Origin of the sequence: Virgibacillus ndiopensis (genome assembly GCF_900187325.1) — a bacterium.
Classification (GTDB): Bacteria; Bacillota; Bacilli; order Bacillales; family Amphibacillaceae; genus Virgibacillus_E; species Virgibacillus_E ndiopensis.
The window spans coordinates 334,415-360,630 of sequence record NZ_FZMZ01000003.1 but is presented as its reverse complement, the minus strand read 5'-3'; the positions used below and the strand labels follow the sequence as shown (position 1 = coordinate 360,630).

Sequence of the window (26,216 nt, the reverse complement as noted above, 5' to 3'; positions counted from 1 at the left end):
ATACTTGTAATAATTGTTATATTGCAAGTTTGTTCAGCATGTTTGACGCTGAAGGTATTTTAGCAAGATCTTACTTAAAAAACAAAAAACAACCTGAAATATAAATATATATTCTCAGCGTGTTTTTTATAATATAATAGTCATTTTTCTGGGATTATCAATCTTTATCTATGAAAAATGCTTGATTTGAGGGGTGAAGCTGTTGACAGGTCAACTAGTTCAGTATGGACGGCACCGCCAACGCAGGAGCTATGCGCGTATCAGCGAGGTATTAGAATTACCAAATCTTATCGAAATCCAAACTGCTTCTTACCAATGGTTTTTAGAAGAAGGATTGCGAGAGATGTTTCAGGACATTTCACCGATTGAAGATTTTACAGGGAACTTATCACTAGAGTTTGTTGATTATAGTTTAGGTGAACCTAAATATCCTGTAGATGAATCAAAAGAAAGAGATGTAACGTACAATGCTCCGCTTCGCGTGAAGGTTCGTTTAATCAATAATGAAACTGGAGAAGTAAAAGAGCAGGAAGTATTTATGGGAGATTTCCCATTAATGACTGACACAGGCACATTTGTTATTAATGGTGCAGAACGCGTTATTGTATCGCAGCTCGTTCGTTCACCTAGTGTCTATTATAATGAAAAAATTGATAAAAACGGAAAGCGAGGCATCGCAGCAACTGTAATTCCGAACCGTGGGGCATGGTTGGAGTTTGAAACAGATGCAAAGGATGTTGCTTATGTCCGAATCGATAGAACACGTAAGTTACCAATTACCGTGTTATTACGTGCGCTTGGATTTGGTACGGATCAGGAAATCATTGATCTGATAGGTGAAAATGAATACTTGAAAAATACCCTTGAAAAAGATAACACCGAAACAACTGAAAAAGCATTGTTAGAAATCTATGAACGATTACGTCCGGGGGAACCGCCAACGGTTGATAATGCAAAAAGTTTATTAGTTTCACGTTTCTTTGATCCAAAACGTTATGATCTAGCGCATGTTGGTCGTTATAAAATGAATAAAAAACTTCACATCAAAAATCGTTTGTTCAATCAAGTTTTAGCTGAAACAATAGTTGATCAGGAAACTGGTGAAGTTTTAGCTCAAAAAGGCGACAAACTAGAGCGTAAATTATTAAATAAGATAATTCCTTATCTTGATAAAGAGGAAGACAAACTTGGCGAAAGAATCATGGAGCCACATGATGGTGTGTTGGAAGACCCTATTCGTTTGCAATCAGTTAAAATTGTAGATCCAACTGACCCAAGTGGTGAAAGAGAATTAAACGTTATAGGAAATGCTGGTATTGATAAAGGCGTTAAAAATATAATGCCTGCAGATATATTATCTGCAATTAGCTATTTCTTTAATTTGTTGCACAGAGTTGGAGATACAGACGATATTGATCATTTAGGAAACCGTCGCCTGCGTTCAGTGGGTGAGTTGTTACAAAATCAATTCCGTATTGGATTATCCCGTATGGAGCGTGTTGTACGCGAGAGAATGTCTATTCAAGACACATCAAGTGTAACACCACAGCAATTGATCAATATTCGTCCTGTCATTGCATCGATTAAAGAATTCTTTGGAAGTTCACAGCTTTCTCAGTTTATGGATCAGACAAATCCATTAGCAGAGTTAACACATAAACGTCGGTTATCAGCACTAGGACCCGGTGGATTAACAAGAGAGCGTGCGGGCTTTGAAGTTCGTGATGTTCACTATTCCCACTATGGTCGTATGTGTCCGATCGAGACTCCAGAGGGTCCAAATATCGGTTTAATTAACTCATTATCAAGTTATGCAAAAGTAAACACATTTGGGTTTATTGAAACACCATATCGTCGGGTTGACCCAGATACAGGTAAAGTAACTGCTCAAATTGATTACTTAACTGCAGATGAAGAAGATAACTATGTTGTGGCACAAGCAAATGCTCATTTAGATGATGACGGTACTTTTGTGGATGATGAAGTTATTGCCCGTTTCCGCGGGGAAAACACTGCTGTTCCAAAAGATCGGATCGATTATATGGACGTGTCTCCTAAGCAGGTTGTTTCTGCTGCAACGGCGTGTATTCCGTTCTTGGAAAACGATGACTCAAACCGTGCATTAATGGGTGCAAACATGCAACGTCAAGCGGTACCATTGATGAAACCGGAAGCGCCAATTGTTGGAACAGGGATGGAGTATGTTGACGGTAAAGACTCTGGAGCTGCAATAATCTGCCGAAACGGTGGTATTGTAGAACGCGTAGAAGCTAAAGAAATACATGTTCGTCGTATAGAGGAAGTGGATGGCAAAGAAGTTAAAGGTGACGTAGATCGTTACAAACTTCAGAAATATATCCGTTCTAACCAGGGTACTTGCTATAACCAACGTCCGATTGTAAGCAACGGAGATCGTGTTACAAAGGGTGAAATACTAGCTGATGGTCCTTCAATGGAAGATGGAGAACTTGCTCTTGGTCGTAATGTATTAGTTGGCTTTATGACTTGGGAAGGTTACAACTATGAAGATGCGATTATCATGAGCGAACGTCTTGTGAAAGATGATGTTTATACATCCATTCACATCGAAGAGTATGAATCAGAGGCACGCGATACTAAGCTCGGACCAGAAGAAATCACAAGAGATATTCCAAACGTCGGTGAAGAGGCATTGAAAAACCTTAATGAACAAGGAATTATTCGTGTTGGAGCCGAGGTTTCAGATGGAGATATTTTAGTAGGTAAGGTAACGCCAAAAGGGGTTACGGAATTATCTGCAGAAGAACGATTACTTCATGCCATTTTTGGCGAAAAAGCTCGTGAAGTTCGCGACACATCTTTACGCGTACCGCATGGTGCTGGTGGAATTGTGCTAGATGTTAAGATTTTCAACCGTGAAGATGGTGATGAGTTACCACCAGGCGTTAACCAATTAGTCCGCGCTTATATCGTTCAGAAGCGTAAAATCCATGAAGGAGACAAAATGGCTGGACGTCACGGTAACAAAGGTGTTATTTCTAAAATATTGCCTGAAGAAGACATGCCATTTTTACCGGATGGAACGCCAGTTGATATCATGCTTAACCCATTAGGTGTTCCATCACGTATGAATATCGGACAGGTATTTGAATTACATCTCGGTATGGCAGCAAGAGCACTAGGAATTCATGTAGCAACTCCAGTGTTTGATGGTGCGACAGAGCAAGATGTATGGGATACATTGCAAGAAGCCGGAATGCCTAGGGATGCTAAAACCGTACTTTATGATGGAAGAACAGGTGATCCTTTTGATAACCGTGTCTCTGTCGGGGTTATGTATATGATTAAACTGGCACACATGGTTGATGATAAATTGCATGCTCGTTCAACTGGACCATACTCATTAGTAACGCAACAGCCACTAGGTGGTAAAGCGCAATTTGGTGGACAGCGATTTGGTGAGATGGAGGTATGGGCACTTGAGGCATATGGTGCTGCATATACACTTCAAGAAATATTAACTGTTAAGTCAGATGATGTTGTTGGTCGTGTGAAAACATATGAAGCTATCGTTAAAGGTGACAATGTTCCAGAGCCTGGTGTACCAGAATCGTTTAAGGTACTAATCAAAGAATTACAAAGTCTTGGATTGGATGTTAAAATGCTGTCTGGTGACGATCAAGAAATTGATATGCGTGAAATTGAAGAAGAAGAAACACAAGCAGCAAGCAAGCTGAATTTAGAAGTTGAAGAAAATTAAAAAGCAATGGAGCGGAGTGTTGACCTTTCTTTTCTGAAAGGTCAACTTCTCCAACTTTATCATAAAAATTCGATAACTTATGATTATGGTAAAATCGGACACTAAAAGGGAGGTAGGCCCCTTGCTAGATGTAAATAACTTTGAGTATATGAAAATTGGTTTAGCTTCACCGGAAAAAATTCGCTCTTGGTCATACGGCGAGGTAAAAAAACCAGAAACAATTAACTACCGTACATTAAAGCCTGAGAAAGATGGTCTATTTTGTGAGCGTATTTTCGGACCGCAAAAAGATTGGGAATGTCATTGTGGTAAGTATAAGCGTGTACGTTACAAAGGTGTTGTCTGTGATCGTTGCGGCGTAGAGGTTACAAAAGCGAAGGTTCGCCGTGAACGAATGGGTCATATTGAATTAGCTGCACCGGTCTCGCACATTTGGTACTTCAAAGGTATACCAAGCAGAATGGGACTTGTTTTAGATATGTCCCCACGAGCTTTGGAAGAGGTTATCTATTTTGCGGCATATATTGTAACTGATCCAGGTAACACTCCACTTGAGAAGAAACAATTACTATCTGAAAAAGAATACCGTGCTTATTACGATAAATATGGTAAAACCTTTAAAGCGCAAATGGGTGCTGAGGCAATCCGTAAGCTGCTCCAAGATATTGATCTTGAAAAAGAAGTCGATGCATTAAAAGAAGAACTTAAAACTGCGCAAGGTCAACGTAGAACACGAGCAATTAAACGTTTAGAAGTATTAGAGGCTTTCCGTCACTCTGGTAATGAACCATCATGGATGGTTTTGGATGTATTACCAGTAATACCACCTGAAATCAGACCAATGGTCCAACTTGATGGAGGACGTTTTGCTACTTCTGATTTGAATGATTTATATCGTCGTGTTATTAATCGTAATAATCGCTTAAAACGCTTATTGGATCTTGGTGCACCAAGTATTATTGTGCAAAATGAAAAAAGAATGCTCCAAGAAGCAGTTGATGCATTAATTGATAACGGTCGTCGTGGACGCCCAGTTACAGGCCCTGGTAATAGACCTTTAAAATCGTTATCTCATATGTTAAAAGGGAAACAAGGTCGTTTCCGTCAAAACTTATTGGGTAAACGTGTTGACTATTCTGGTCGTTCTGTAATCGTAGTTGGTCCGCACTTGAAAATGTACCAATGTGGATTACCAAAAGAGATGGCTTTAGAGTTATTTAAACCATTTATTATGAAAGAGTTAGTCGAAAGAGGATTGGCTCACAATATAAAATCAGCTAAACGTAAAATTGAACGAGTGCATCCTGAAGTGTGGGATGTTTTAGAAGAAGTAATCCGGGAGCACCCTGTATTACTTAACCGTGCGCCAACATTGCACCGTCTTGGAATTCAGGCATTTGAACCAACATTAGTTGAGGGTCGTGCCATTCGCCTACATCCACTAGTATGTACAGCTTACAACGCTGACTTTGACGGTGACCAAATGGCGGTACACGTTCCGTTGTCTGCAGAAGCTCAGGCAGAGGCACGCATTCTAATGCTTGCTGCACAGAATATTTTAAACCCTAAAGATGGTAAGCCAGTTGTTACGCCATCACAGGATATGGTATTAGGGAACTATTACTTAACACTTGAGCGTGAAGATGCAATTGGGGAAGGAAGTGTCTTCAAAGATGTCAATGAAGCTTTACTTTCTTATCAAAACGGATATGTACATTTGCATACACGCATTGCTGTTCAAGCATCAAGCGTTAATAATAAAACCTTTACAGAGGAACAACGTAATCAACTACTGATTACAACAGTTGGTAAATTGATTTTTAATGAAATCTTGCCAGAATCTTTCCCGTATATTAATGAACCAACTAAAACTAATTTGGAAGTTCGTACTCCAGAAAACTGTTTTGTTGAAAAGGGAACAAACATTAGAGAAGAGATCGAGTCGCGAGAAATCATTAAACCGTTTAAAAAAGGCTTCTTAGGCGATATTATCGCTGAAGTGTTTAAACGTTTTAAAATAAGTGAAACATCTAAAATGCTTGACCGAATGAAAGACCTTGGTTTTAGCTACTCAACAAAAGCGGGTATGACCGTTGGGGTTTCGGATATTGTTGTATTAGCAGAAAAGAAAACAATTCTCGAAGAAGCTCAAACCAAAGTTGATAAAGTCTCAAAACAATTCCGACGTGGTTTGATAACTGAAGAAGAACGTTATGATAGGGTTATTGCAATTTGGTCACAAGCTAAAGATACGATTCAGGATAAATTGATGCATTCACTAGATAACCGTAACCCAATATTCATGATGAGTGATTCTGGTGCAAGGGGTAATGCGTCTAACTTTACACAGTTAGCAGGTATGCGTGGTCTAATGGCTAACCCTGCTGGACGTATTATTGAGTTACCGATCAAATCAAGTTTCCGTGAAGGATTAACCGTACTGGAATACTTTATCTCAACGCATGGCGCACGTAAAGGTTTGGCTGATACAGCACTGAAAACAGCTGACTCAGGTTACTTGACGCGTCGTCTAGTAGACGTGGCACAGGATGTTATTGTCCGTGAAACAGACTGTGGAACAGACCGAGGATTAACTGTTTCATCATTAATGGATGGTACTGAAATGATTGAACCTTTATATGATCGTTTAGTTGGTCGTACATTGTTTGAGACAATTCGTCATCCTGAAACAAATGAGGTTATTATTGAGAGTGATGCAGTAATTTCTGAGGATCAAGCAAAACAAATTGTTGATGCTGGAATTGAAAATGTAACCATTCGATCTGTCTTCACATGTAATACAAAACATGGTGTATGCAAAAAATGTTACGGACGCAATCTTGCAACTGGTGATGAGGTAGAAGTTGGTGAAGCTGTTGGTATAATTGCTGCACAATCTATCGGTGAACCAGGTACACAGTTAACAATGCGTACATTCCATACAGGAGGAGTTGCTGGAGACGATATTACACAAGGTTTACCGCGTATCCAAGAATTATTTGAAGCGCGTAATCCAAAAGGGCAGGCCGTAATTTCTGAAATTCTTGGTACAGTTCATGAGATTAAAGAAGTTAAAGACAAACAAGAAATTGTTGTTCAAGGTGAAGTCGAACAACGCGCATATGCAGTTCCGTATAACGCTCGCCTTAAAGTATCACTGGGTGATTCTGTAATTGCAGGTCAAGAGCTTACAGAGGGTTCTGTTGATCCAAAAGATCTATTGCGTGTTCAAGGAGTCGACGGTGTACAATCATACATTCTTCGTGAAGTACAACGTGTATACCGTATGCAAGGGGTAGAAATTGGTGATAAGCACGTAGAAGTAATGGTACGCCAAATGCTTCGAAAAATTCGTGTCATGGATTCTGGGGATACAAATGTACTTCCAGGTTCATTACTTGAGATTCATCAGTTTAAAGATGCTAACCATACTGTCTTACACAATGGCGAGCAACCTGCTATCGGTAAGCCAGTTCTACTCGGGATTACAAAAGCATCGCTTGAAACAGATTCATTCTTATCGGCGGCATCTTTCCAAGAAACAACACGTGTTTTAACAGATGCTGCAATCAAAGGTAAACGCGATGAACTCTTAGGACTGAAAGAAAATGTTATTATCGGTAAACTTGTTCCTGCAGGGACAGGAATGCAACGATATCGTAAAATTGAAACAGACCTAGATGAACCACAAGAAGAAGTACAAGAAACAGAAACTGTACAATAAGTTATAAGCGCCTTGATCTTAAAGGATCAGGTGCTTGCACTAACTTTTTGAATTACTACTTAAAGAACAAGTGCTGAATTAATCAGGAAGCATTAAAAATTAGTTGACAATGAAATGTGATTTTGATACTATATTCAAGGTGCTTCCCGATTATACTTGTTGCTTTGGAGGATACATTGATGTCTTATGAAAAAGTAACTCAGGTTAAATCACGATTATTAATCGGAACAAAGCAAACACTTAAAGCTATGAAAAATGGTGAAATAAGTGAAGTTTTTATTGCAGATGATGCAAACCAACAGATGACACAAAAGGTAGTAAATCTAGCTAAACAGTTGGATATTCCTTGTGAGCGTGTAGATTCCATGAAGAAACTAGGCGCAGCTTGTGGTATAGATGTCGGGGCGTCTACTGTAGCAATAAAACGTTCATGAGTTTTGGCGGGACTTACTCGCGAAAGCTTTGTTTTTTGCAAAAAGATGAACCACCTGGATATGTGGTATTACAAATAAACAATAATAGGTGGTCGAAAATGTTTGTTTTTAACATTACCAACTAGAAGGGAGGAAAACAATAATGCCTACTATTAATCAGCTAGTGCGTAAAGGCCGTGTGAGCAAAACAAGAAAATCTGACTCACCAGCACTTAACAAAGGGTACAATAGCTTTAAAAAATCTTTGACAGATCAGTCTTCTCCACAAAAACGTGGTGTATGTACTCGTGTTGGTACGTTAACACCGAAGAAACCGAACTCGGCGCTTCGTAAATATGCACGTGTGCGTTTATCTAATAACATTGAGGTAACTGCATACATTCCAGGAATTGGACACAACCTACAAGAGCATAGTGTAGTACTAATTCGTGGAGGTCGTGTAAAAGACTTACCAGGGGTACGTTATCACATTGTACGTGGTGCATTAGATACTGCAGGTGTTGAAGGACGTGCACAAGGACGTTCTAAATACGGTACAAAACGACCAAAGAAATAATTTCTTGAATTTTATAGCATCATAGACTTAGGAAAGGAGGGGGACATATGCCACGTAAAGGACCAGTACCTAAACGCGATGTCTTACCAGATCCACTTTATAATTCAAAATTAGTGACTCGTTTAATCAACCAAATTATGATTGACGGTAAAAGAGGTAAAGCACAAAAAATTCTTTATAATGCATTCAATCTAGTTGCTGAACGTAGCGGTCAAAACGCTAAAGAAGTTTTCGAACAAGCAATGAAGAATGTAATGCCAGTACTAGAAGTTCGCGCACGCCGTGTTGGTGGATCAAACTACCAAGTGCCGATGGAAGTTCGCCCAGAACGCCGTCAAGCATTAGGCCTACGCTACATTGTTAACTATTCACGTTTACGCGGAGAGAAAACAATGGAAGAACGCTTAGCAAATGAAATTCTAGATGCTTCTAACAATACAGGGGCAGCTGTTAAAAAACGCGAGGAAATGCACAAAATGGCAGAAGCAAACAAAGCATTTGCTCACTACCGCTGGTAATATAAAAAGCGGAAGTGCCCGGTTAGCGACTTATGGGCTAGACTGAGCCGTAGGAGATAAAGGAAACACGGTGAGCGTAAGCGAACCGATGTTGACTTATCGTACGGAGGTGAGGGAAGCACATTAGGCGTTGGAGTTAGACATGACTGTTTAGGTTGCCCAGTTATTTATAGCATTCAAATTTGATAATTTATTGGTAATATAAAACCAACTAAAGCTTTTTACAGGAAGGAGAAGAATACATGGCGAGAGAGTTCTCCTTGGAAAAGACGCGCAATATTGGTATTATGGCTCACATCGATGCAGGTAAAACCACAACGACAGAGCGTATTCTTTTCTATACAGGACGTATTCATAAAATTGGTGAAACGCATGAAGGTGCTTCACAAATGGACTGGATGGAGCAGGAACAAGAACGCGGAATCACCATTACTTCTGCGGCAACAACTGCTCAGTGGAAAGGCTACCGTATCAACATTATCGATACACCCGGACACGTAGACTTCACAGTTGAGGTTGAACGTTCATTGCGTGTACTTGATGGTGCGGTTACAGTTCTTGATGCACAATCTGGTGTAGAACCACAAACAGAAACTGTATGGCGTCAAGCAACAACATATGGGGTTCCCCGTATCGTATTCATTAATAAAATGGATAAGATTGGTGCGGATTTCTTGTATTCTACAAAAACCTTGAGTGATCGTTTAGGTGCAAATGCGCATCCTGTTCAGCTTCCAATCGGTGCTGAAGATGACTTTGAAGGTATTATTGACCTTATTACAATGCAAGCATATTATTATGAGGATGATTTAGGAACACGTGCTGAAGCTCGTGAAATTCCGGCTGATTACAAAGATAAAGCAGAGGAATGGCGCGCTAACTTAGTTGAAGCTGTTTCTGAATTAGATGAAGAGCTTATGATGAAGTTCTTAGAAGGAGAAGAGATCTCCAATGATGAACTTAAAAAAGCTATTCGTACCGCAACATTAAATGTTGAATTTTATCCTGTATTTGTTGGGTCAGCATTTAAAAACAAAGGTGTTCAATTGATGCTTGATGGAGTAATTGACTATCTTCCTGCACCAACTGATGTACCTCCAATTGAAGGTATTGTACCTGGGACAGAAGAAGAAGTTACTCGTCCATCAGATGATAAAGCGCCTTTCTCAGCTCTAGCATTTAAGGTAATGACAGATCCATATGTTGGTAAGTTAACATTCTTCCGCGTATATTCTGGTACTTTAGATTCTGGATCATATGTTAAAAACTCTGTGAAAGATAAGCGTGAACGTGTAGGGCGTATCCTGCAAATGCATGCTAATTCACGTGAAGAGATTTCAACAGTATACTCTGGAGAGATTGCTGCAGCTGTAGGTTTGAAGGATACTTCAACAGGGGATACACTATGTGATGAAAAAGATCTTGTTGTCTTAGAGTCTATGGAATTCCCTGAGCCGGTTATCGGTGTTGCTATTGAACCTAAAACAAAAGCCGACCAAGATAAAATGGCGATTGCGCTAGGAAAATTAGCAGAGGAAGATCCTACATTCAAAACTGAAACAAACGTTGAAACTGGTCAAACGATCATTTCTGGTATGGGTGAACTTCACCTTGATATCATTGTTGACCGTTTGAAACGTGAATTTAAAGTAGAAGCAAATGTTGGTGCGCCTCAAGTTGCGTATCGTGAAACATTCCGAGGATCAGCTGAAGTCGAAGGTAAATTCGTACGTCAGTCTGGTGGTCGTGGACAGTACGGACACGTTTGGGTTAAATTTGAACCAAATGAAGAAGGTGCTGGCTTTGAATTTGAAAACAAAATTGTTGGTGGTGTTGTACCACGTGAATACATTCCATCTGTTGAACATGGTATTAAAGAAGCAACAGAAAGTGGTGTGTTAGCTGGTTACCCATTAATTGATATTAAAGCTACACTTTATGATGGTAGCTACCATGATGTTGACTCGAATGAGATGGCATTTAAAATCGCAGGTTCTATGGCATTAAAAGCTGCGAAGAACAAATGTCAACCAGTTCTTCTTGAACCAATTGAAAGAGTTGAAATTGTAATTCCAGAAGAATATATGGGAGACATCATGGGAGATGTAACATCCCGTCGCGGACGTGTTGAAGGAATGGAAGCACGCGGACCTGCACAGGTTATTAAAGCATTCGTTCCACTTTCTGAAATGTTCGGTTATGCAACAGCATTACGTTCTAACACACAAGGACGCGGACAATTCACAATGCATTTTGATCACTATGAAGAAGTACCAAAAAGTATTTCTGAAGAAATTATTAAAAAAAATGCTGGTGAATAATTGATTTTTTGTTTATTCTAAAGTATAACTTTTATTGTAGGCTAAGAAATAACAATATATTGTTATTTCTTGGCTCTAAAAATACTTAAAAAAATACTTTCATTTATTTAAAGGAGGAAATATAAATGGCTAAAGAAAAGTTTGATCGCTCAAAAAGTCACGTAAACATTGGAACAATTGGACACGTTGACCATGGTAAAACTACTTTAACTGCTGCAATTACAACTACATTGCACAAAAAATCTGGTAAAGGTACTGCAATGGCATATGACCAAATTGACGGTGCTCCAGAAGAAAAAGAACGTGGAATTACAATCGCAACATCTCACGTAGAGTATGAAACTGATACTCGTCACTATGCACACGTTGACTGCCCAGGTCACGCTGACTATGTTAAAAACATGATCACTGGTGCTGCACAAATGGACGGAGCTATCTTAGTAGTATCTGCTGCAGATGGTCCAATGCCACAAACTCGTGAACACATCTTACTATCTCGTAACGTTGGGGTACCTTCAATTGTAGTATTCCTTAACAAATGTGACATGGTAGACGATGAAGAATTATTAGAATTAGTAGAAATGGAAGTTCGTGATCTATTAACTGAATATGACTTCCCTGGTGATGATGTACCAGTAATCAAAGGTTCTGCACTTAAAGCTCTTGAGGGCGATGCAGATTATGAAGCTAAAATTTTCGAATTGATGGATGCAGTTGACGAATATGTTCCAACTCCAGAACGCGATACTGACAAACCATTCATGATGCCTGTTGAGGATGTTTTCTCAATCACTGGTCGTGGTACTGTTGCTACAGGTCGTGTTGAGCGCGGTGAAGTACGCGTTGGTGATGAAGTTGAAATCATTGGTCTTAACGAAGCTGCTTCTAAAACAACTGTAACTGGTGTTGAAATGTTCCGTAAGCTTCTTGACTATGCTGAAGCTGGTGATAACATTGGTGCACTTCTTCGTGGGGTTGCTCGTGAAGACATCAACCGTGGTCAAGTACTAGCGAAGCCTGGTTCAATTACACCACATACAAACTTCAAAGCTGAAGTTTATGTGTTATCAAAAGAAGAAGGTGGACGTCATACTCCATTCTTTGCAAATTATCGTCCGCAGTTCTACTTCCGTACAACTGACGTAACTGGCGTAATTTCATTGCCAGAAGGTGTAGAGATGGTTATGCCTGGCGATAACATTGAAATGAACATCGAATTGATTTCACCAATTGCTATTGAAGATGGTACACGTTTCTCAATCCGTGAAGGCGGACGTACTGTTGGATCTGGTGTTGTTACATCAATCGACAAATAATAAGACTTATATAAAAACAGGTAGCGTGACGACGCTGCCTGTTTTTTTGTATTGAGGTCTAAAAAGATTGTTGAATTGGCGTAGCTTAAAAACGAACGCTATTTCTAAAAGATTGTTTTTGTCACAAAAAGCATAAAATGCGACGTAAATTTTTGATTGGGCTACCGTTCCGGAAATACTGCGCTTTCCGCGGGCGACGCTTCAGTCTCCTCGGAAGGACCCCACTTCCTGCGGGAGATGAGGCATCGGTGAGACCCCGGAGCGAGTCAGCGTGAGGAGGCTCATCAGCTGACCTAAGGATCGCGGAGTGTATACAGGCTGTGGTATCCAGGAACAACAATATTTACGTTGCATTTTACTGAAAATACGAGGTTAAAAAGCACACGACTACGAAAAGGGCAAAACGAAAATTCAAGTAAAACTTTCCCAACAAAAATATCCTTGCATCCCTTGCATTCATTAGTAAAAGTAAGTATAATACATAAATGTGCAACAAGAGCATTACTTGTTAAAAAAGGTTGCAATGGCTGCATTTTTTCTATATAATAAGAATGTTGGTCGAAAAAGGCGATGAAGTGAAAGGTTGTTGATACACCCGGCCCCTTTGCCATGGCGGGTGATCAAGAAATTTTCATGGAGAATGTCTATTTATAAAATGGGCGAAAAGGAGGGAAAATGATGGCAAAAGAGAAGATTAGAATCCGTTTAAAAGCGTACGATCACCGCATTTTAGATCAATCCGCTGAAAAAATTGTAGATACTGCGAAACGTTCAGGTGCTAAAGTTTCTGGACCGATTCCATTACCTACTGAAAAATCTGTTTATACAGTATTACGTGCGGTGCATAAGTACAAAGACTCACGCGAGCAATTTGAGATGCGTACTCACAAACGGTTAATCGATATCGTTGATCCAACACCACAAACAGTTGATTCGTTAATGCGTCTTGACTTACCATCTGGTGTGGATATTGAAATCAAACTATAATAATTATGGAATACAATAGGAGGTGTAACGGATGACGAAAGGAATCTTAGGTCGCAAAATCGGCATGACTCAGCTTTTTTCTGAAACTGGAGAACTAATTCCTGTAACAGTTATTCAAGCCGAAGACAACGTAGTATTGCAGAAAAGAACATTAGAAAATGATGGCTATGAAGCAATTCAAATCGGTTTTGCTGATGAAAAAGGATCACGTACAAACAAAGCGAAAAAAGGTCATGCTGAAAAAGCAAACACAACCCCTAAGCGCTACGTTCGTGAAATCCGTAACGCGAATCTTGATGAATATGAAGTAGGTCAAGCAATTAGCGTTGATGTTTTTCAAACAGGGGATATAATCGATGTAACAGGTACATCTAAAGGGAAAGGTTTCCAAGGGGCTATTAAACGCCACAATTTCCAACGTGGACCAATGTCTCATGGTTCTCATTACCATAGATCGCCAGGTTCATTAGGTGCAGTTGACCCGATGCGCGTATTTAAAGGGAGAAAACTTCCAGGACAAATGGGTGGAAAACAAATTACTATTCAAAATTTAGAAGTAGTAAACGTAGATACAGAACGTAATCTTCTTCTAATAAAAGGTAATGTCCCTGGTGCGAAAAAATCATACGTGAAAATCACGAGTGCCATAAAGTCTAACTAATCACATACATGAAGGGAGGATATGTCATGACTAAAGTAGCACTTTTTAATCAAAGCGGTTCACAAGTCGGAGATGTTGAATTGAACGATTCCGTATTTGGTATTGAGCCGAACACACATGTATTACACGAAGCAGTAGTAATGCAACGCGCTTCATTGCGTCAAGGTACACATGATGTGAAAAATCGCTCTGAAGTTCGCGGTGGTGGTCGTAAACCATGGCGTCAAAAAGGTACAGGTCGCGCACGTCAAGGTTCAATCCGCTCTCCGCAATGGGTAGGTGGTGGAACTGTATTCGGTCCGACTCCACGTAGCTATAGCTACAAACTACCAAAGAAAGTACGTCGTTTAGCACTAAGATCTGCATTAGCATCTAAAGTGAAAGAAGACAATCTAGTGGTTCTAGAGAGCATTGCAATCGATGCTCCTAAAACAAAAGAAGTTGTTAAAATGCTAGATGCACTTAATGTGGATACAAAAGTATTAATCGTTACTGCTGAAAAGGACGAAACAGTAATCCGTTCAGCTAATAATCTTCAAACAGTAAAAGTACTTACTGTAGAAGAAGTAAATGTATTAGACTTGCTTACGCATGACAAGCTGATCCTAACGAAGGAAGCAGCTGAAAAAGCAGGGGAGGTGCTTGCATAATGAAAGATCCACGTGATATTATTAAGCGCCCTGTCATCACAGAACATTCTGCTGACTTAATGGCAGAGAAAAAATATACTTTTGAAGTAAATCCAAAAGCAAACAAAACAGAGATTAAAGATGCTGTTGAATTGGTTTTTGATGTCAAAGTGTTAAAAGTAAATACAATGAATCTTAAAGGTAAATTCAAGCGAATGGGACGTTATGGTGGATACCGCTCAGATCGCAAAAAAGCTATCGTACAGCTTTCAGAGGATAGTAAAGAACTAGATTTCTTTGAAGGTTAAGAACAAACCTAAGTGAAGGAGGGAAAACAAGATGGCGATTAAAAAGTATAAACCAACCAGTAATGGTAGACGCGGAATGACTTCTTCTGATTTTGCAGAAATCACTACTGATAAACCAGAAAAATCCCTACTTAGCCCGTTGTACAAACGTGGTGGACGTAATAACCAAGGGAAATTAACTGTTCGTCATCAAGGCGGCGGTCACAAGCGTCAATATCGTATTATCGACTTTAAACGCGATAAAGATGGAATACGCGGACGCGTTGCTACGATCGAATATGATCCAAATCGCTCTGCCAATATAGCATTAATTAACTATGTTGATGGAGAAAAAAGATATATTTTAGCTCCAAAAGGACTTAAAATAGGTCAGGAAATTGAATCTGGCGCAGAAGCAGATATTAAACTAGGAAACGCTCTTCCGCTTCAAAACATCCCTGTTGGTACAATTATTCACAACATCGAATTGAAGCCTGGACGCGGTGGTCAACTAGCAAGATCTGCTGGAGCAGAAGCACAGGTTCTAGGACGTGAAGATAAGTATACTCTAGTACGTTTAGCGTCTGGGGAAGTACGTTTAGTTCTTTCAACTTGCCGTGCTACAGTAGGTCAAGTAGGAAATATTGAACATGAGCTTATCAATGTAGGTAAAGCAGGACGTTCTCGTTGGATGGGTAAACGCCCAACTGTACGTGGTTCTGTTATGAACCCTAATGATCACCCACACGGTGGTGGTGAAGGACGCGCTCCAATCGGACGTAAATCACCAATGTCTCCATGGGGCAAACCGACACTTGGCTATAAAACTCGTAAACGTAACAAACCTACAGATAAATTTATCGTTCGTAAACGTAAAAAATAACGGATAATGGGCGGGTAAACCGACCCGTCTCTCAATTACGAAAGGAGGTTTATCCATGGGTCGTAGTTTAAAAAAAGGACCTTTTGCAGATGACCATCTATTGAAAAAGATCGAAGTATTAAATGAAGGTGACAAGAAACAAGTTGTAAAAACTTGGTCTCGTCGTTCAACAATATTCCCGACATTTATTGGTCATACAATTGCTGTGTATGATGGACGTAAACACGTGCCAGTTTATATCACAGAAGATATGGTCGGACATAAATTAGGTGAATTCGCGCCAAGCCGTACGTATAAAGGGCATGCAGGCGATGACAAGAAAACAAAACGCTAATGAGAGGAGGCACTTTACATGCAAGCTAAAGCCGTTGCGAAATCAGTTCGTATTGCTCCTCGTAAAGTCCGTTTAGTTGTAGATTTAATTCGAGGAAAAAATGTTGGCGAAGCAGTTGCAATTTTACGCCATACACAACGTGGTGCTTCTCCAGTCGTAGAAAAAGTTCTAAATTCTGCAATTGCAAATGCAGAGCATAACTACGAAATGGATGCAGATAACTTAGTTGTATCTGAAGCATTTGTAAACGAAGGTGCTACATTGAAACGTTTCCGTCCACGTGCACAAGGACGCGCAAGTAAAATTAATAAACGCACAAGCCACATTACTGTGGTTGTAACAGAAAAGAAGGAGGGATAGTCAGTGGGTCAAAAAGTGAATCCAACAGGTCTTCGCGTCGGCATCATTAAAGACTGGGAGTCTAAATGGTATGCTGGCAAAGACTATGCAGACTTACTACATGAAGATATTAAAATCAGAGAATATCTTGAGAACCGCCTGCGTATTGCTGCTGTTTCTTCTATCGAAATCGAACGTGCAGCAAACCGCGTAAACATTACAATTCATACTGGAAAACCAGGTATGGTAATTGGTAAAGGCGGATCTGAAGTAGAAGCTCTACGTAAATCATTAAATAGCTTAACTGGAAAACGAGTACACATTAACATTGTTGAAATTAAGAAAGTAGATCTTAATGCGACATTGGTTGCTGAAAATATTGCTCGTCAGTTAGAAAATCGTATCTCTTTCCGTCGTGCTCAAAAACAAGCAATTCAACGTGCAATGCGCGGTGGAGCAAAAGGAATTAAAACACAAGTATCTGGACGTCTTGGTGGCGCAGATATCGCTCGTGCGGAACATTACAGCGAAGGAACAGTACCACTACACACTTTGCGTGCTGATATTGATTATGGCACAGCAGAAGCAGACACTACCTATGGTAAATTAGGTGTTAAAGTGTGGATCTATCGTGGAGAAGTCCTTCCAACAAAAACTAACAAATAAGGAAGGGGGCAATGCATTATGTTAATGCCTAAACGTGTAAAATATCGTAGACAACATCGTGGTAAAATGAGAGGCCAAGCTAAAGGCGGCACTAAAGTATCTTTTGGTGAATATGGCTTACAAGCAGTTGAAGCATCTTGGATTACAAGCCGTCAAATTGAGGCTGCTCGTATTGCAATGACTCGTTACATGAAACGTGGCGGTAAAGTTTGGATCAAGATCTTTCCTGACAAACCATACACTGCAAAACCCCTAGAGGTTCGAATGGGTTCTGGTAAAGGGGCTCCTGAAGGCTGGGTTGCAGTAGTGAAACCAGGAAAAATAATGTTTGAAATCGCTGGTGTATCAGAAGAGGTAGCACGTGAAGCGTTGCGACTTGCTTCTCACAAATTGCCGATTAAAACAAAATTCGTAAAACGTGAAGAAATTGGTGGTGAAATCAATGAAGGCTAATGAAATCAGAGAACTAACCACTGCCGAAATTGAACAAAAAGTTAAATCTTTAAAAGAAGAATTATTTAATTTACGCTTTCAATTAGCGACCGGTCAATTAGAGAACACTGCACGCATTCGCGCGGTTCGTAAATCAATTGCTCGTTTAAAAACTGTAGCTCGTCAAAGAGAACTCAGCGTAAATAACTGAAACTAGAGGGGAGGTTAGCCTCAAAATGACTGAACGTAATAATCGTAAAGTATACACAGGCCGTGTTGTTTCTGACAAAATGGATAAAACAATTACTGTTTTAGTTGAAACTTATAAGTTCCATAAATTATACGGTAAGCGTGTTAAGTACTCTAAAAAATTCAAAACTCATGATGAAAATAACCAAGCAAAAACTGGTGATATCGTTCGCATCATGGAAACTCGTCCGCTTTCAGCTACAAAACGTTTTCGTCTAGTTGAAGTTGTTGAAGAAGCGGTAATTATATAATTTAAAGTTCGCTCGGAAGGTATCCGAAGGGAGGTCTCAAGCGTATGATTCAACAAGAAACACGTTTAAAAGTTGCAGATAACTCTGGTGCTCGTGAAGTATTGGCTATTAAAGTATTGGGTGGATCTGGACGTAAAACAGCAAATATTGGAGATGTAATTGTTTGTACTGTCAAACAAGCAACACCAGGTGGCGTTGTCAAAAAAGGCGAGGTCGTAAAAGCTGTTATCGTTCGTACTAAATCTGGTATGCGTCGTAAAGATGGGTCATATATTCGTTTTGATGAAAATGCTGCCGTAATCATTCGTGATGATAAAAGTCCAAGAGGTACACGTATCTTCGGACCAGTCGCTCGTGAATTGCGTGATGCAAAATTCATGAAAATCGTATCTCTAGCTCCAGAAGTTTTATAATGTGTAAGAAAAGCCTTGTCAAGGAGGTGCGTCAAGCATGCATGTAAAAAAAGGTGATAAAGTAAAAGTAATTTCCGGTAAAGACCGCGGTAAACAAGGCACTATTTTAGAAGCATATCCTAAAAAGGATCGTGTACTAGTAGAAGGAATTAACATGATCAAGAAACACGCTAAACCTTCTCAAGATAATCCACAAGGTGGAATTCTTAATCAAGAAGCGCCAATTCATGTTTCTAACGTAATGCCAATTGATCCTAAATCCGGAGAGCCAACTCGTGTTGGATATGAAGTACGTGACGGAAAGAAAGTCCGCATCGCTAAAAAATCCGGTGAAGCAATAGATAAATAATTTAGCGACGAAAGGAGGGCGACATGATGAATCAACTTAAACAAAAATATCAAGATGATGTTTTACCATCTTTAATGAATAAATTTAATTATGAATCTGTAATGCAAGTGCCAACAGTTGAAAAGATTGTTATCAACATGGGTGTTGGTGATGCAGTTCAAAATTCAAAAGCATTAGATAGTGCAGTTGAAGAATTAACACTAATTTCTGGGCAAAAGCCTATGGTGACACGCGCCAAAAAATCTATCGCTGGATTTCGTTTACGTGAGGGAATGCCAATCGGAGCTAAAGTTACACTTCGTGGTGAACGCATGTATGAATTCCTACAAAAGTTAATCGCGGTTTCACTTCCACGTGTTCGTGATTTTCGTGGGATTTCGAAAAAAGCATTTGATGGTCGTGGTAACTATACTTTAGGTGTTAAAGAACAATTAATTTTCCCAGAGATTAACTATGACAAAGTAAATAAAGTGCGTGGTATGGATATTGTTATCGTAACAACATCAAATACTGACGAAGAAGCGCGTGAATTGTTGGCTCAGCTAGGCATGCCTTTCCAAAAATAAGCTAATGAGCTAATACAAGGAGGGAAAATTGTGGCTAAAAAATCAATGATTGCAAAACAACAACGCCCACAAAAGTATAAAGTACAAGAATATACACGTTGTGAACGCTGTGGTCGTCCACATTCTGTAATTCGTAAATTTAAACTATGCCGTATTTGTTTCCGCGAACTTGCCTATAAAGGTCAAATTCCTGGTGTCAAAAAAGCAAGCTGGTAAACCCCGATTCGGGAAGGAGGTAATGAGTAATGGTTATGACAGATCCAATCGCAGATATGCTAACTCGTATTCGTAATGCTAACATGGTGCGCCATGAAAAGTTAGAACTTCCAGCATCTAAAATGAAAAAAGAAATCGCTGATATCTTAAAACGTGAAGGTTTCGTACGTGATTATGAATTCATTGAAGATAGCAAACAAGGGATCTTACGTATTTTCCTTAAGTACGGTGCAAATAACGAACGAGTAATTACAGGTATCAAACGTATAAGTAAACCAGGACTACGTGTTTATGCAAAAGCTGACGAGGTACCACGTGTACTTAATGGCTTAGGTATTGCTATCGTCTCAACATCAAAAGGTGTGTTCTCTGATAAAGAAGCGCGTTCTCAAGCTGTTGGTGGCGAAGTTCTAGCGTATGTTTGGTAATTAACATTTTGATGAGGAGGTGCATGGAATGTCTCGTATAGGACTTAAGCCAATTCAAATTCCAGACGGTGTTGAAGTTAAACTAAACAATAACACTGTTACTGTAAAAGGCCCAAAAGGCGAATTAACTAGAGATTTTCATCAAGATATGAAAATTGTTATAGAAGATAACGTGATTACAATTGAACGTCCGAGTGATCATAAAGAGCATCGCGCACTACATGGTACAACTCGCAGCCTTATTTCAAATATGGTTGAAGGTGTTCATAAAGGATTTGAAAAAAGCCTTGAAATTATTGGTGTCGGATATCGTGCACAAAAACAAGGTGATAAAGTTGTGATTAACGCTGGTTATTCACATCCAGTTGAAATCGATCCTATTGAAGGAATCGAGATTGATGTTCCTAAAAATACACAATTAATCGTAAAAGGTATCAATAAAGAAGCGGTTGGAGCAGTTGCTGCTAACATTAGAGCAATCCGTCCACCTGAGCCGTATAAAGGCAAAGGAATTCGCTATGAAGGTGAATATGTTCGCCGCAAAGAAGGTAAAACTGCTAAGTAAGGTTAGTTAGGGAGCAGAAAGGAGTGACCTAGATGATCACAAAGCCTGACAAAAACGTAGTACGCAAAAAAAGACACGTGCGAGTTCGTAAAAACCTTTTTGGTACAGAACAACGCCCACGTCTAAACGTCTACCGTTCAAATAAACACATTTATGTACAATTAATTGACGATATTAAAGGTGTTACATTAGCAAGTGCTTCTACGAAAGATAATGAATTAAAAGTTGAAGCTACTGGTAATGTAGACGCAGCAAAACAAGTCGGAGAATTGATCGCTAAACGTGCCCAAGATAAAGGTTACAAATCGATAGTGTTTGATCGCGGAGGCTACCTTTATCATGGACGTGTAAAAGCATTGGCAGATGCTGCTCGCGAAGCAGGTCTTGAATTTTAATCGATAAAGGAGGGACACACATGCAAAAAAGTATTGATCCGAACAAATTAGATCTTGAAGAACGTGTTGTTACGATCAACCGTGTTGCAAAAGTAGTTAAAGGTGGACGTCGTTTCCGCTTTGCAGCATTGGTAGTCGTTGGAGACAAAAATGGTCATGTAGGCTTTGGTACTGGTAAAGCACAAGAGGTACCAGATGCAATTAAAAAAGCTGTTGACGATGCAAAGAAAAACTTGATCGAAGTACCAATCGTAGGTACAACAATTCCACATGAAATTCATGGAAGATTTGGTTCTGGTAATGTATTAATGAAACCAGCTGCAGAAGGTACTGGAGTTATCTCTGGTGGACCGGTTCGTGCTATTCTAGAACTTGCAGGTGTTGGTGACATTTTGACTAAATCACTAGGTGCAAACACACCTATCAACATGATTCGTGCAACTTTAAATGGTTTAACAAACTTAAAACGCGCAGAAGACGTAGCTAAATTACGCGGAAAGTCTGTAGAAGAACTGTTAGGATAAGGAGGGAAATACTATGTCTAAAAAATTAGAAATCACCCTCAAGCGCAGTGTTATTGGCAGAGCAGAGGTTCAAAAACAAACTGTTCAAGCGTTAGGACTTAAAAAAATTCATCAATCCGTAGTTCGAGAAGATACACCATCCGTTCGTGGAATGGTTAATAGAGTATCCCATCTCGTAGCGGTTAAAGAAGTTTAATTACACATTAGCGTAAGGGAGGTGCTCGCATGAAACTTCATGAATTGAAGGCATCAGAAGGAACTCGCAAAAATAGAAACCGTGTAGGTCGTGGAATGTCATCTGGCAACGGAAAAACTTCCGGCAGAGGACATAAAGGTCAAAAAGCACGTTCAGGCGGCGGTACACGTCCAGGGTTTGAAGGTGGCCAAATGCCATTGTTCCAACGTCTACCTAAGCGTGGATTCACAAATATCCATCGTAAAGAATTTGCTATTGTAAACCTTGATGCATTAAATCGTTTTGAAGACGGCACAGAAATTACACCTGAGCTATTACTTGAAGAAGGTGTCGTAAGCAAACTTAAAGCTGGTATTAAAGTACTGGGTAAGGGTGCTATCGAAAAGAAACTTACAGTAAAAGCTCATAAATTCTCTGCTTCAGCTGTGGAAGCAATCGAAGCAGCGGGCGGTAAAACAGAGGTGATCTAATGTTCCGTACAATCTCCAATTTTATGCGCGTGGGTGATATCAGACGGAAAATCATCTTTACATTATTGATGTTGGTTGTATTCCGTCTTGGTACATTCATTCCAGTGCCATTTACTGAAAAAGAAGCAATTGAATCTATTATGAAACAAGGAAATGTATTTGGGTTTCTAAACACATTTGGTGGTGGGGCATTGAAAAACTTCTCCATTCTTGCAATGGGGATTATGCCTTATATCACCGCTTCAATTATAATGCAATTACTTCAAATGGATGTTGTACCAAAGTTCGCTGAATGGAAGAAGCAAGGTGAAATGGGTCGTAAAAAGTTAGCTCAGATCACTCGTTATGGCACAGTTGTTCTTGCATTTATTCAAGCGATAGCAATGTCAATAGGATTTAACGCGATGGCTGGAGGTTTATTAATAGCTGATCCAAGCATATTAAAATTTATCATCATTGCAATTGTCTTAACGAGTGGAACAACATTTTTGATGTGGCTAGGTGAACAAATTACAGCAAACGGAGTAGGAAATGGTATTTCTATTTTAATCTTTGCTGGTATCGTAGCCGCTGTCCCAAATGGTGTGAAACAATTATATATACAGTATTTTGATAATCCCGGTGATGAGTTATTTATTAACATTGTCATCGTTGCACTGATTGTATTGGTTGTTATTGCAGTAACTGTTGGTGTTATTTTCATCCAACAAGCATTGCGTAAAATTCCAATTCAATATGCAAAAAAACTTGTTAACCGTTCTCCGGTTGGTGGACACTCTACGCATTTACCACTTAAAGTAAATGCTGCAGGGGTAATTCCGGTAATTTTTGCGATTGCATTTATTATTGCACCGAGAACTGTTGCTGGTTTCTTTGAAGGTAATGATATAGCTGCAACAATCGTGAATATTTTTGATTACACACAACCAATTGGTATGGTAATCTATGTGGCATTAATCATTGCTTTCACTTATTTCTATACATTTGTTCAAGTTAACCCTGAACAAATGGCGGAAAACCTGCAAAAACAAGGTGGATATATCCCGGGCATTCGACCTGGAAAAAATACAGAAACATATCTTACACGCGTAATGTATCGTCTTACATTTGTAGGATCGATTTTCTTGGCGGCAGTTTCTGTTCTACCTATTATCTTAGGTAGTCTTGCAAATCTACCTACCGCAGTACAAATCGGCGGTACGAGTTTACTAATCGTTGTTGGTGTAGCACTACAAACGATGAAGCAGTTAGAAAGCCAGTTAGTTAAGCGACACTACAAAGGTTTTATTAAGTAAACGAGGTACCAACGAGAGCGAGGGGAAAATTGTTGAATTTGATTTTAATGGGTCTTCCTGGTGCTGGTAAGGGTACGCAGGCAGAAAAAATTGTTGAAAAATATAACATCCCTCATATCTCAACTGGAGATATGTTCCGTTTAGCTATAAAAGAAGGAACAGAGCTTGGCAAAAAGGCAAAAGAATTTATGGACCAGGGTGCACTTGTTCCTGATGAAGTGACAATTGGTATTGTTGACGAACGATTACGCAAAGATGATTGCCAAAATGGATTCCTACTAGATGGTTTCCCAAGAACAATCGCACAGGCGGAAGCGTTACAAACACTTTTGAAAAACATGGATGAAGACATTGACTATGTACTGCATGTAGATGTTCCAAAAGAAAACTTACTAGAACGTCTTACAGGACGTAGAATATGTCCGACATGTGGAGCTACCTATCATGTCATGTATAATCCCCCTAAGAAAGAGGGAATATGTGATAGAGATGGTTCAAGCTTAATTCAACGTGAGGATGATAAAGCAGAAACGGTTAAGACACGTTTAGACGTCAATGTTAAACAAACAAAACCGTTACTGGATTTTTATCAAGAAAAAGGGTATCTTGTAACAATTAATGGGGATCAAGATATTAATAAAGTGTTTCAGGATATTCAAGCTGAATTAGAAAAATAAGCATATAACTGTATGAATTATACAGGATGGATGCATTTCTATCTGTTAAAAGGTATAATATAGTCTCGAGAGAAAATACAATACTATCTGGAATATGATAGTAAAGTGGCACATGGTGTTAACTCATTATAATTTACAATCTTTGTTATTAATGAAGTAATTAAACTATAGCCTAAGTGAAGGTGATCTTTGTTGAGCGAAGATGATTCGATTCCGCTAATAGGTCAAGTTGTTCGTATTATGCAAGGACGTGAAGCGGGCCAATATGCGGTAGTCATAAAAATGATTGACGATCGGTATGTCCTGCTAGCAGATGGGGAAAAACGTAAATATGATCGACCAAAGAAAAAGAATCTACATCATATTGAAATTATGGATTATATTTCTCCGGAAGTCCAAAACAGCCTTCTAGAAACTGGTCGTGTCACAAATGGTAAATTACGATTTGCCATAGCTAAATTTGTCAATGAAGTTGTGACTGATTTGAAGAAGGGAGATCAACACGATGGCGAAAGACGATGTAATTGAAGTGGAAGGTACCGTTAATGAGACATTGCCAAATGCAATGTTTAAAGTAGAGCTTGAAAATGGGCACACGGTATTAGCTCATGTATCTGGAAAAATCCGTATGCATTTTATTCGTATTTTACCAGGTGATAAAGTGACGGTAGAACTTTCCCCGTATGATTTAACCAGAGGACGAATTACGTACCGTTATAAATAAACTGAGTGAGCTCCGATATAAAAGGAGGTAAAGATGATGAAAGTAAGAGCATCTGTAAAACCTATATGCGAAAAATGTAAAGTTATTAAGCGTAAAGGTAAAGTAATGGTGATTTGTGAAAATCCTAAACACAAGCAAAAACAAGGCTAATAAACAAGGAGGTGCATGGAGCAAATGGCACGTATTGCAGGTATAGATATTCCACGTGATAAACGTGTAGTAATCTCATTAACTTATATTTATGGTATTGGGAAAAACACTGCACAAGCTATCCTTAAAGAAGCAGGCGTTTCAGAAGACACTCGTGTACGCGATCTTACTGAAGATGAATTAGGTAAAATTCGTAAAGTAATGGACGAATATACAACAGAAGGTGATCTTCGCCGTGAAGTATCACTTAACATTAAACGTTTAATTGAAATTGGATCTTACAGAGGGATTCGTCACCGCCGTGGGTTACCAGTTCGTGGGCAAAAAACAAAAAACAATTCACGTACTCGTAAAGGTCCGCGTCGTACAATGGCAAACAAGAAAAAATAACGTGAAGGAGGTAAGTTAACAAATGGCTCGTAAAACAAATACGCGAAAGCGTCGTGTGAAAAAGAATATTGAATCGGGTATAGCTCATATCCGTTCTACGTTCAATAACACAATTGTAACGATTACAGATGTTCAAGGTAATGTTATTGGCTGGAGCTCAGCTGGTGCACTTGGATTTAAAGGTTCTCGTAAATCAACACCGTTCGCTGCACAATTAGCAGCTGAAACAGCAGCTAAATCAGCAACTGAAAATGGTATGAAAACACTAGAAGTAACTGTTAAAGGACCTGGTGCTGGACGTGAAGCAGCTATCCGTTCTCTTCAAGCAGCAGGCTTAGAAGTTACAGCTATTCGTGACGTAACACCAGTTCCTCACAATGGTTGTCGCCCACCAAAACGTCGTCGTGTATAATTGTACCGTATATAATTTGTCACCCTGTCAATAATGGGTTATGATAGCTAAAAGTGTAAGGAGATTAAAAAAGTGCATCTTTTTTAATCACTCTATAACATTCGGCATCTAGATAGACAA

The 26,216-nt window shown here is 39.4% G+C and carries 35 protein-coding genes; all 35 read left to right on the top strand.

Annotated elements, in window-relative coordinates; all coding sequences use genetic code 11:
* The first annotated feature begins 202 nt into the window (after positions 1-202).
* The 35 genes from rpoB (at position 203) to rpsK (ending at position 26,096) form a co-directional block, all read left to right on the top strand.
* Positions 203-3,739, top strand: coding sequence for a DNA-directed RNA polymerase subunit beta (rpoB, locus tag CS937_RS02050; RefSeq protein ID WP_099156804.1), 3,537 nt, complete (start codon positions 203-205; stop codon positions 3,737-3,739).
* Between the two features lie 121 nt (positions 3,740-3,860).
* Positions 3,861-7,463, top strand: a complete 3,603-nt coding sequence (rpoC, locus tag CS937_RS02045; protein ID WP_099156803.1) for a DNA-directed RNA polymerase subunit beta' — start codon at positions 3,861-3,863, stop codon at positions 7,461-7,463.
* 179 nt (positions 7,464-7,642) lie between these two features.
* The gene (locus CS937_RS02040; RefSeq protein ID WP_099156802.1) at positions 7,643-7,897 is read left to right on the top strand and encodes a 50S ribosomal protein L7ae-like protein; all 255 of its coding nucleotides are present in this window, start codon (positions 7,643-7,645) and stop codon (positions 7,895-7,897) included.
* 142 nt (positions 7,898-8,039) lie between these two features.
* Positions 8,040-8,453 carry a 30S ribosomal protein S12 gene (gene rpsL, locus CS937_RS02035; RefSeq protein ID WP_099156801.1) on the top strand — a complete coding sequence of 138 codons (414 nt, stop codon included), beginning with the start codon at positions 8,040-8,042 and terminating at the stop codon, positions 8,451-8,453.
* A 47-nt stretch (positions 8,454-8,500) separates the two neighbouring features.
* Positions 8,501-8,971, top strand: coding sequence for a 30S ribosomal protein S7 (gene rpsG / locus CS937_RS02030; RefSeq protein ID WP_099156800.1), 471 nt, complete (start codon positions 8,501-8,503; stop codon positions 8,969-8,971).
* Positions 8,972-9,213: 242 nt separating this feature from the next.
* Complete coding sequence (gene fusA / locus CS937_RS02025; protein ID WP_099156799.1) at positions 9,214-11,292, top strand: elongation factor G; 2,079 nt, start codon at positions 9,214-9,216, stop codon at positions 11,290-11,292.
* A gap of 125 nt (positions 11,293-11,417) precedes the next feature.
* Complete coding sequence (tuf, locus tag CS937_RS02020; protein WP_099156798.1) at positions 11,418-12,608, top strand: elongation factor Tu; 1,191 nt, start codon at positions 11,418-11,420, stop codon at positions 12,606-12,608.
* A 678-nt stretch (positions 12,609-13,286) separates the two neighbouring features.
* Positions 13,287-13,595 (top strand): 30S ribosomal protein S10, encoded by a 309-nt coding sequence (gene rpsJ / locus CS937_RS02015; RefSeq protein WP_099156797.1) that lies wholly within the window; start codon positions 13,287-13,289, stop codon positions 13,593-13,595.
* Positions 13,596-13,626: 31 nt separating this feature from the next.
* Positions 13,627-14,256 carry a 50S ribosomal protein L3 gene (gene rplC, locus CS937_RS02010; protein ID WP_099156796.1) on the top strand — a complete coding sequence of 210 codons (630 nt, stop codon included), beginning with the start codon at positions 13,627-13,629 and terminating at the stop codon, positions 14,254-14,256.
* Between the two features lie 26 nt (positions 14,257-14,282).
* Entirely contained in the window at positions 14,283-14,906 is a 624-nt protein-coding gene (gene rplD, locus CS937_RS02005; RefSeq protein ID WP_099156795.1) for a 50S ribosomal protein L4, read from the top strand.
* Positions 14,906-15,193 carry a 50S ribosomal protein L23 gene (rplW, locus tag CS937_RS02000; protein WP_099156794.1) on the top strand — a complete coding sequence of 96 codons (288 nt, stop codon included), beginning with the start codon at positions 14,906-14,908 and terminating at the stop codon, positions 15,191-15,193. The genes rplD and rplW overlap by 1 nt, the downstream gene beginning before the upstream one ends.
* 31 nt (positions 15,194-15,224) lie before the next feature.
* Positions 15,225-16,055, top strand: a complete 831-nt coding sequence (gene rplB / locus CS937_RS01995; RefSeq protein WP_099156793.1) for a 50S ribosomal protein L2 — start codon at positions 15,225-15,227, stop codon at positions 16,053-16,055.
* A gap of 55 nt (positions 16,056-16,110) precedes the next feature.
* The gene (rpsS, locus tag CS937_RS01990; RefSeq protein WP_099156792.1) at positions 16,111-16,389 is read left to right on the top strand and encodes a 30S ribosomal protein S19; all 279 of its coding nucleotides are present in this window, start codon (positions 16,111-16,113) and stop codon (positions 16,387-16,389) included.
* Between the two features lie 18 nt (positions 16,390-16,407).
* Positions 16,408-16,749, top strand: a complete 342-nt coding sequence (gene rplV / locus CS937_RS01985) for a 50S ribosomal protein L22 (RefSeq protein WP_099156791.1) — start codon at positions 16,408-16,410, stop codon at positions 16,747-16,749.
* Between the two features lie 3 nt (positions 16,750-16,752).
* Complete coding sequence (rpsC, locus tag CS937_RS01980) at positions 16,753-17,394, top strand: 30S ribosomal protein S3 (protein WP_099156790.1); 642 nt, start codon at positions 16,753-16,755, stop codon at positions 17,392-17,394.
* A gap of 18 nt (positions 17,395-17,412) precedes the next feature.
* The gene (rplP, locus tag CS937_RS01975; protein WP_099156789.1) at positions 17,413-17,847 is read left to right on the top strand and encodes a 50S ribosomal protein L16; all 435 of its coding nucleotides are present in this window, start codon (positions 17,413-17,415) and stop codon (positions 17,845-17,847) included.
* The gene (gene rpmC, locus CS937_RS01970; protein ID WP_099156788.1) at positions 17,837-18,037 is read left to right on the top strand and encodes a 50S ribosomal protein L29; all 201 of its coding nucleotides are present in this window, start codon (positions 17,837-17,839) and stop codon (positions 18,035-18,037) included. The genes rplP and rpmC overlap by 11 nt, the downstream gene beginning before the upstream one ends.
* 25 nt (positions 18,038-18,062) lie before the next feature.
* Positions 18,063-18,326 (top strand): 30S ribosomal protein S17, encoded by a 264-nt coding sequence (gene rpsQ, locus CS937_RS01965; RefSeq protein WP_088051834.1) that lies wholly within the window; start codon positions 18,063-18,065, stop codon positions 18,324-18,326.
* 44 nt (positions 18,327-18,370) lie between these two features.
* Positions 18,371-18,739 carry a 50S ribosomal protein L14 gene (gene rplN, locus CS937_RS01960; RefSeq protein WP_099156787.1) on the top strand — a complete coding sequence of 123 codons (369 nt, stop codon included), beginning with the start codon at positions 18,371-18,373 and terminating at the stop codon, positions 18,737-18,739.
* 37 nt (positions 18,740-18,776) lie between these two features.
* Entirely contained in the window at positions 18,777-19,088 is a 312-nt protein-coding gene (rplX, locus tag CS937_RS01955; protein WP_099156786.1) for a 50S ribosomal protein L24, read from the top strand.
* 26 nt (positions 19,089-19,114) lie between these two features.
* Positions 19,115-19,654 carry a 50S ribosomal protein L5 gene (gene rplE / locus CS937_RS01950; protein ID WP_099156785.1) on the top strand — a complete coding sequence of 180 codons (540 nt, stop codon included), beginning with the start codon at positions 19,115-19,117 and terminating at the stop codon, positions 19,652-19,654.
* A 30-nt stretch (positions 19,655-19,684) separates the two neighbouring features.
* Complete coding sequence (gene rpsN / locus CS937_RS01945; protein ID WP_099156784.1) at positions 19,685-19,870, top strand: 30S ribosomal protein S14; 186 nt, start codon at positions 19,685-19,687, stop codon at positions 19,868-19,870.
* Between the two features lie 29 nt (positions 19,871-19,899).
* A complete protein-coding gene (gene rpsH / locus CS937_RS01940) occupies positions 19,900-20,298 on the top strand; it encodes a 30S ribosomal protein S8 (RefSeq protein ID WP_099156783.1) in 399 nt (132 codons plus the stop codon).
* Between the two features lie 28 nt (positions 20,299-20,326).
* Positions 20,327-20,863: a 50S ribosomal protein L6 gene (gene rplF, locus CS937_RS01935; RefSeq protein ID WP_099156782.1), complete on the top strand. Its 537-nt coding sequence runs from the start codon at positions 20,327-20,329 to the stop codon at positions 20,861-20,863.
* Between the two features lie 32 nt (positions 20,864-20,895).
* Complete coding sequence (gene rplR, locus CS937_RS01930) at positions 20,896-21,258, top strand: 50S ribosomal protein L18 (RefSeq protein ID WP_099156781.1); 363 nt, start codon at positions 20,896-20,898, stop codon at positions 21,256-21,258.
* A 20-nt stretch (positions 21,259-21,278) separates the two neighbouring features.
* Positions 21,279-21,782 (top strand): 30S ribosomal protein S5, encoded by a 504-nt coding sequence (rpsE, locus tag CS937_RS01925; protein WP_099156780.1) that lies wholly within the window; start codon positions 21,279-21,281, stop codon positions 21,780-21,782.
* 13 nt (positions 21,783-21,795) lie between these two features.
* On the top strand, positions 21,796-21,978 hold the full coding sequence (gene rpmD / locus CS937_RS01920) for a 50S ribosomal protein L30 (protein WP_099156779.1): 183 nt from the start codon (positions 21,796-21,798) through the stop codon (positions 21,976-21,978).
* Between the two features lie 29 nt (positions 21,979-22,007).
* A complete protein-coding gene (gene rplO / locus CS937_RS01915) occupies positions 22,008-22,448 on the top strand; it encodes a 50S ribosomal protein L15 (RefSeq protein WP_099156778.1) in 441 nt (146 codons plus the stop codon).
* Positions 22,448-23,743, top strand: coding sequence for a preprotein translocase subunit SecY (gene secY, locus CS937_RS01910; RefSeq protein ID WP_099156777.1), 1,296 nt, complete (start codon positions 22,448-22,450; stop codon positions 23,741-23,743). Before rplO ends, secY begins: the two co-directional genes overlap by 1 nt.
* Before the next feature lie 32 nt (positions 23,744-23,775).
* On the top strand, positions 23,776-24,420 hold the full coding sequence (locus tag CS937_RS01905; RefSeq protein ID WP_099156776.1) for an adenylate kinase: 645 nt from the start codon (positions 23,776-23,778) through the stop codon (positions 24,418-24,420).
* Positions 24,421-24,612: 192 nt separating this feature from the next.
* A complete protein-coding gene (locus CS937_RS01900) occupies positions 24,613-24,948 on the top strand; it encodes a KOW domain-containing RNA-binding protein (RefSeq protein WP_099156775.1) in 336 nt (111 codons plus the stop codon).
* The gene (infA, locus tag CS937_RS01895; RefSeq protein WP_099156774.1) at positions 24,926-25,144 is read left to right on the top strand and encodes a translation initiation factor IF-1; all 219 of its coding nucleotides are present in this window, start codon (positions 24,926-24,928) and stop codon (positions 25,142-25,144) included. The genes CS937_RS01900 and infA overlap by 23 nt, the downstream gene beginning before the upstream one ends.
* A 36-nt stretch (positions 25,145-25,180) precedes the next feature.
* Positions 25,181-25,294: a 50S ribosomal protein L36 gene (rpmJ, locus tag CS937_RS01890; protein ID WP_010095733.1), complete on the top strand. Its 114-nt coding sequence runs from the start codon at positions 25,181-25,183 to the stop codon at positions 25,292-25,294.
* Between the two features lie 24 nt (positions 25,295-25,318).
* Positions 25,319-25,684 (top strand): 30S ribosomal protein S13, encoded by a 366-nt coding sequence (gene rpsM, locus CS937_RS01885; protein WP_099156850.1) that lies wholly within the window; start codon positions 25,319-25,321, stop codon positions 25,682-25,684.
* Positions 25,685-25,706: 22 nt separating this feature from the next.
* On the top strand, positions 25,707-26,096 hold the full coding sequence (rpsK, locus tag CS937_RS01880) for a 30S ribosomal protein S11 (protein WP_099156773.1): 390 nt from the start codon (positions 25,707-25,709) through the stop codon (positions 26,094-26,096).
* Positions 26,097-26,216: the final 120 nt, after the last annotated feature.

What these genes read in the sequence shown, in the direction of transcription:
- CS937_RS02040 (WP_099156802.1), top strand. Translation starts at nt 7,643, where the DNA reads ATGTCTTATGAAAAAGTAACTCAGGTTAAATCACGATTATTAATCGGA.
- rpsL (WP_099156801.1), top strand. Translation starts at nt 8,040, where the DNA reads ATGCCTACTATTAATCAGCTAGTGCGTAAAGGCCGTGTGAGCAAAACA.
- rpsG (WP_099156800.1), top strand. Translation starts at nt 8,501, where the DNA reads ATGCCACGTAAAGGACCAGTACCTAAACGCGATGTCTTACCAGATCCA.
- fusA (WP_099156799.1), top strand. Translation starts at nt 9,214, where the DNA reads ATGGCGAGAGAGTTCTCCTTGGAAAAGACGCGCAATATTGGTATTATG.
- tuf (WP_099156798.1), top strand. Translation starts at nt 11,418, where the DNA reads ATGGCTAAAGAAAAGTTTGATCGCTCAAAAAGTCACGTAAACATTGGA.
- rpsJ (WP_099156797.1), top strand. Translation starts at nt 13,287, where the DNA reads ATGGCAAAAGAGAAGATTAGAATCCGTTTAAAAGCGTACGATCACCGC.
- rplC (WP_099156796.1), top strand. Translation starts at nt 13,627, where the DNA reads ATGACGAAAGGAATCTTAGGTCGCAAAATCGGCATGACTCAGCTTTTT.
- rplD (WP_099156795.1), top strand. Translation starts at nt 14,283, where the DNA reads ATGACTAAAGTAGCACTTTTTAATCAAAGCGGTTCACAAGTCGGAGAT.
- rplW (WP_099156794.1), top strand. Translation starts at nt 14,906, where the DNA reads ATGAAAGATCCACGTGATATTATTAAGCGCCCTGTCATCACAGAACAT.
- rplB (WP_099156793.1), top strand. Translation starts at nt 15,225, where the DNA reads ATGGCGATTAAAAAGTATAAACCAACCAGTAATGGTAGACGCGGAATG.
- rpsS (WP_099156792.1), top strand. Translation starts at nt 16,111, where the DNA reads ATGGGTCGTAGTTTAAAAAAAGGACCTTTTGCAGATGACCATCTATTG.
- rplV (WP_099156791.1), top strand. Translation starts at nt 16,408, where the DNA reads ATGCAAGCTAAAGCCGTTGCGAAATCAGTTCGTATTGCTCCTCGTAAA.
- rplP (WP_099156789.1), top strand. Translation starts at nt 17,413, where the DNA reads ATGTTAATGCCTAAACGTGTAAAATATCGTAGACAACATCGTGGTAAA.
- rpmC (WP_099156788.1), top strand. Translation starts at nt 17,837, where the DNA reads ATGAAGGCTAATGAAATCAGAGAACTAACCACTGCCGAAATTGAACAA.
- rpsQ (WP_088051834.1), top strand. Translation starts at nt 18,063, where the DNA reads ATGACTGAACGTAATAATCGTAAAGTATACACAGGCCGTGTTGTTTCT.
- rplN (WP_099156787.1), top strand. Translation starts at nt 18,371, where the DNA reads ATGATTCAACAAGAAACACGTTTAAAAGTTGCAGATAACTCTGGTGCT.
- rplX (WP_099156786.1), top strand. Translation starts at nt 18,777, where the DNA reads ATGCATGTAAAAAAAGGTGATAAAGTAAAAGTAATTTCCGGTAAAGAC.
- rplE (WP_099156785.1), top strand. Translation starts at nt 19,115, where the DNA reads ATGAATCAACTTAAACAAAAATATCAAGATGATGTTTTACCATCTTTA.
- rpsH (WP_099156783.1), top strand. Translation starts at nt 19,900, where the DNA reads ATGGTTATGACAGATCCAATCGCAGATATGCTAACTCGTATTCGTAAT.
- rplF (WP_099156782.1), top strand. Translation starts at nt 20,327, where the DNA reads ATGTCTCGTATAGGACTTAAGCCAATTCAAATTCCAGACGGTGTTGAA.
- rplR (WP_099156781.1), top strand. Translation starts at nt 20,896, where the DNA reads ATGATCACAAAGCCTGACAAAAACGTAGTACGCAAAAAAAGACACGTG.
- rpsE (WP_099156780.1), top strand. Translation starts at nt 21,279, where the DNA reads ATGCAAAAAAGTATTGATCCGAACAAATTAGATCTTGAAGAACGTGTT.
- rpmD (WP_099156779.1), top strand. Translation starts at nt 21,796, where the DNA reads ATGTCTAAAAAATTAGAAATCACCCTCAAGCGCAGTGTTATTGGCAGA.
- rplO (WP_099156778.1), top strand. Translation starts at nt 22,008, where the DNA reads ATGAAACTTCATGAATTGAAGGCATCAGAAGGAACTCGCAAAAATAGA.
- secY (WP_099156777.1), top strand. Translation starts at nt 22,448, where the DNA reads ATGTTCCGTACAATCTCCAATTTTATGCGCGTGGGTGATATCAGACGG.
- infA (WP_099156774.1), top strand. Translation starts at nt 24,926, where the DNA reads ATGGCGAAAGACGATGTAATTGAAGTGGAAGGTACCGTTAATGAGACA.
- rpmJ (WP_010095733.1), top strand. Translation starts at nt 25,181, where the DNA reads ATGAAAGTAAGAGCATCTGTAAAACCTATATGCGAAAAATGTAAAGTT.
- rpsM (WP_099156850.1), top strand. Translation starts at nt 25,319, where the DNA reads ATGGCACGTATTGCAGGTATAGATATTCCACGTGATAAACGTGTAGTA.
- rpsK (WP_099156773.1), top strand. Translation starts at nt 25,707, where the DNA reads ATGGCTCGTAAAACAAATACGCGAAAGCGTCGTGTGAAAAAGAATATT.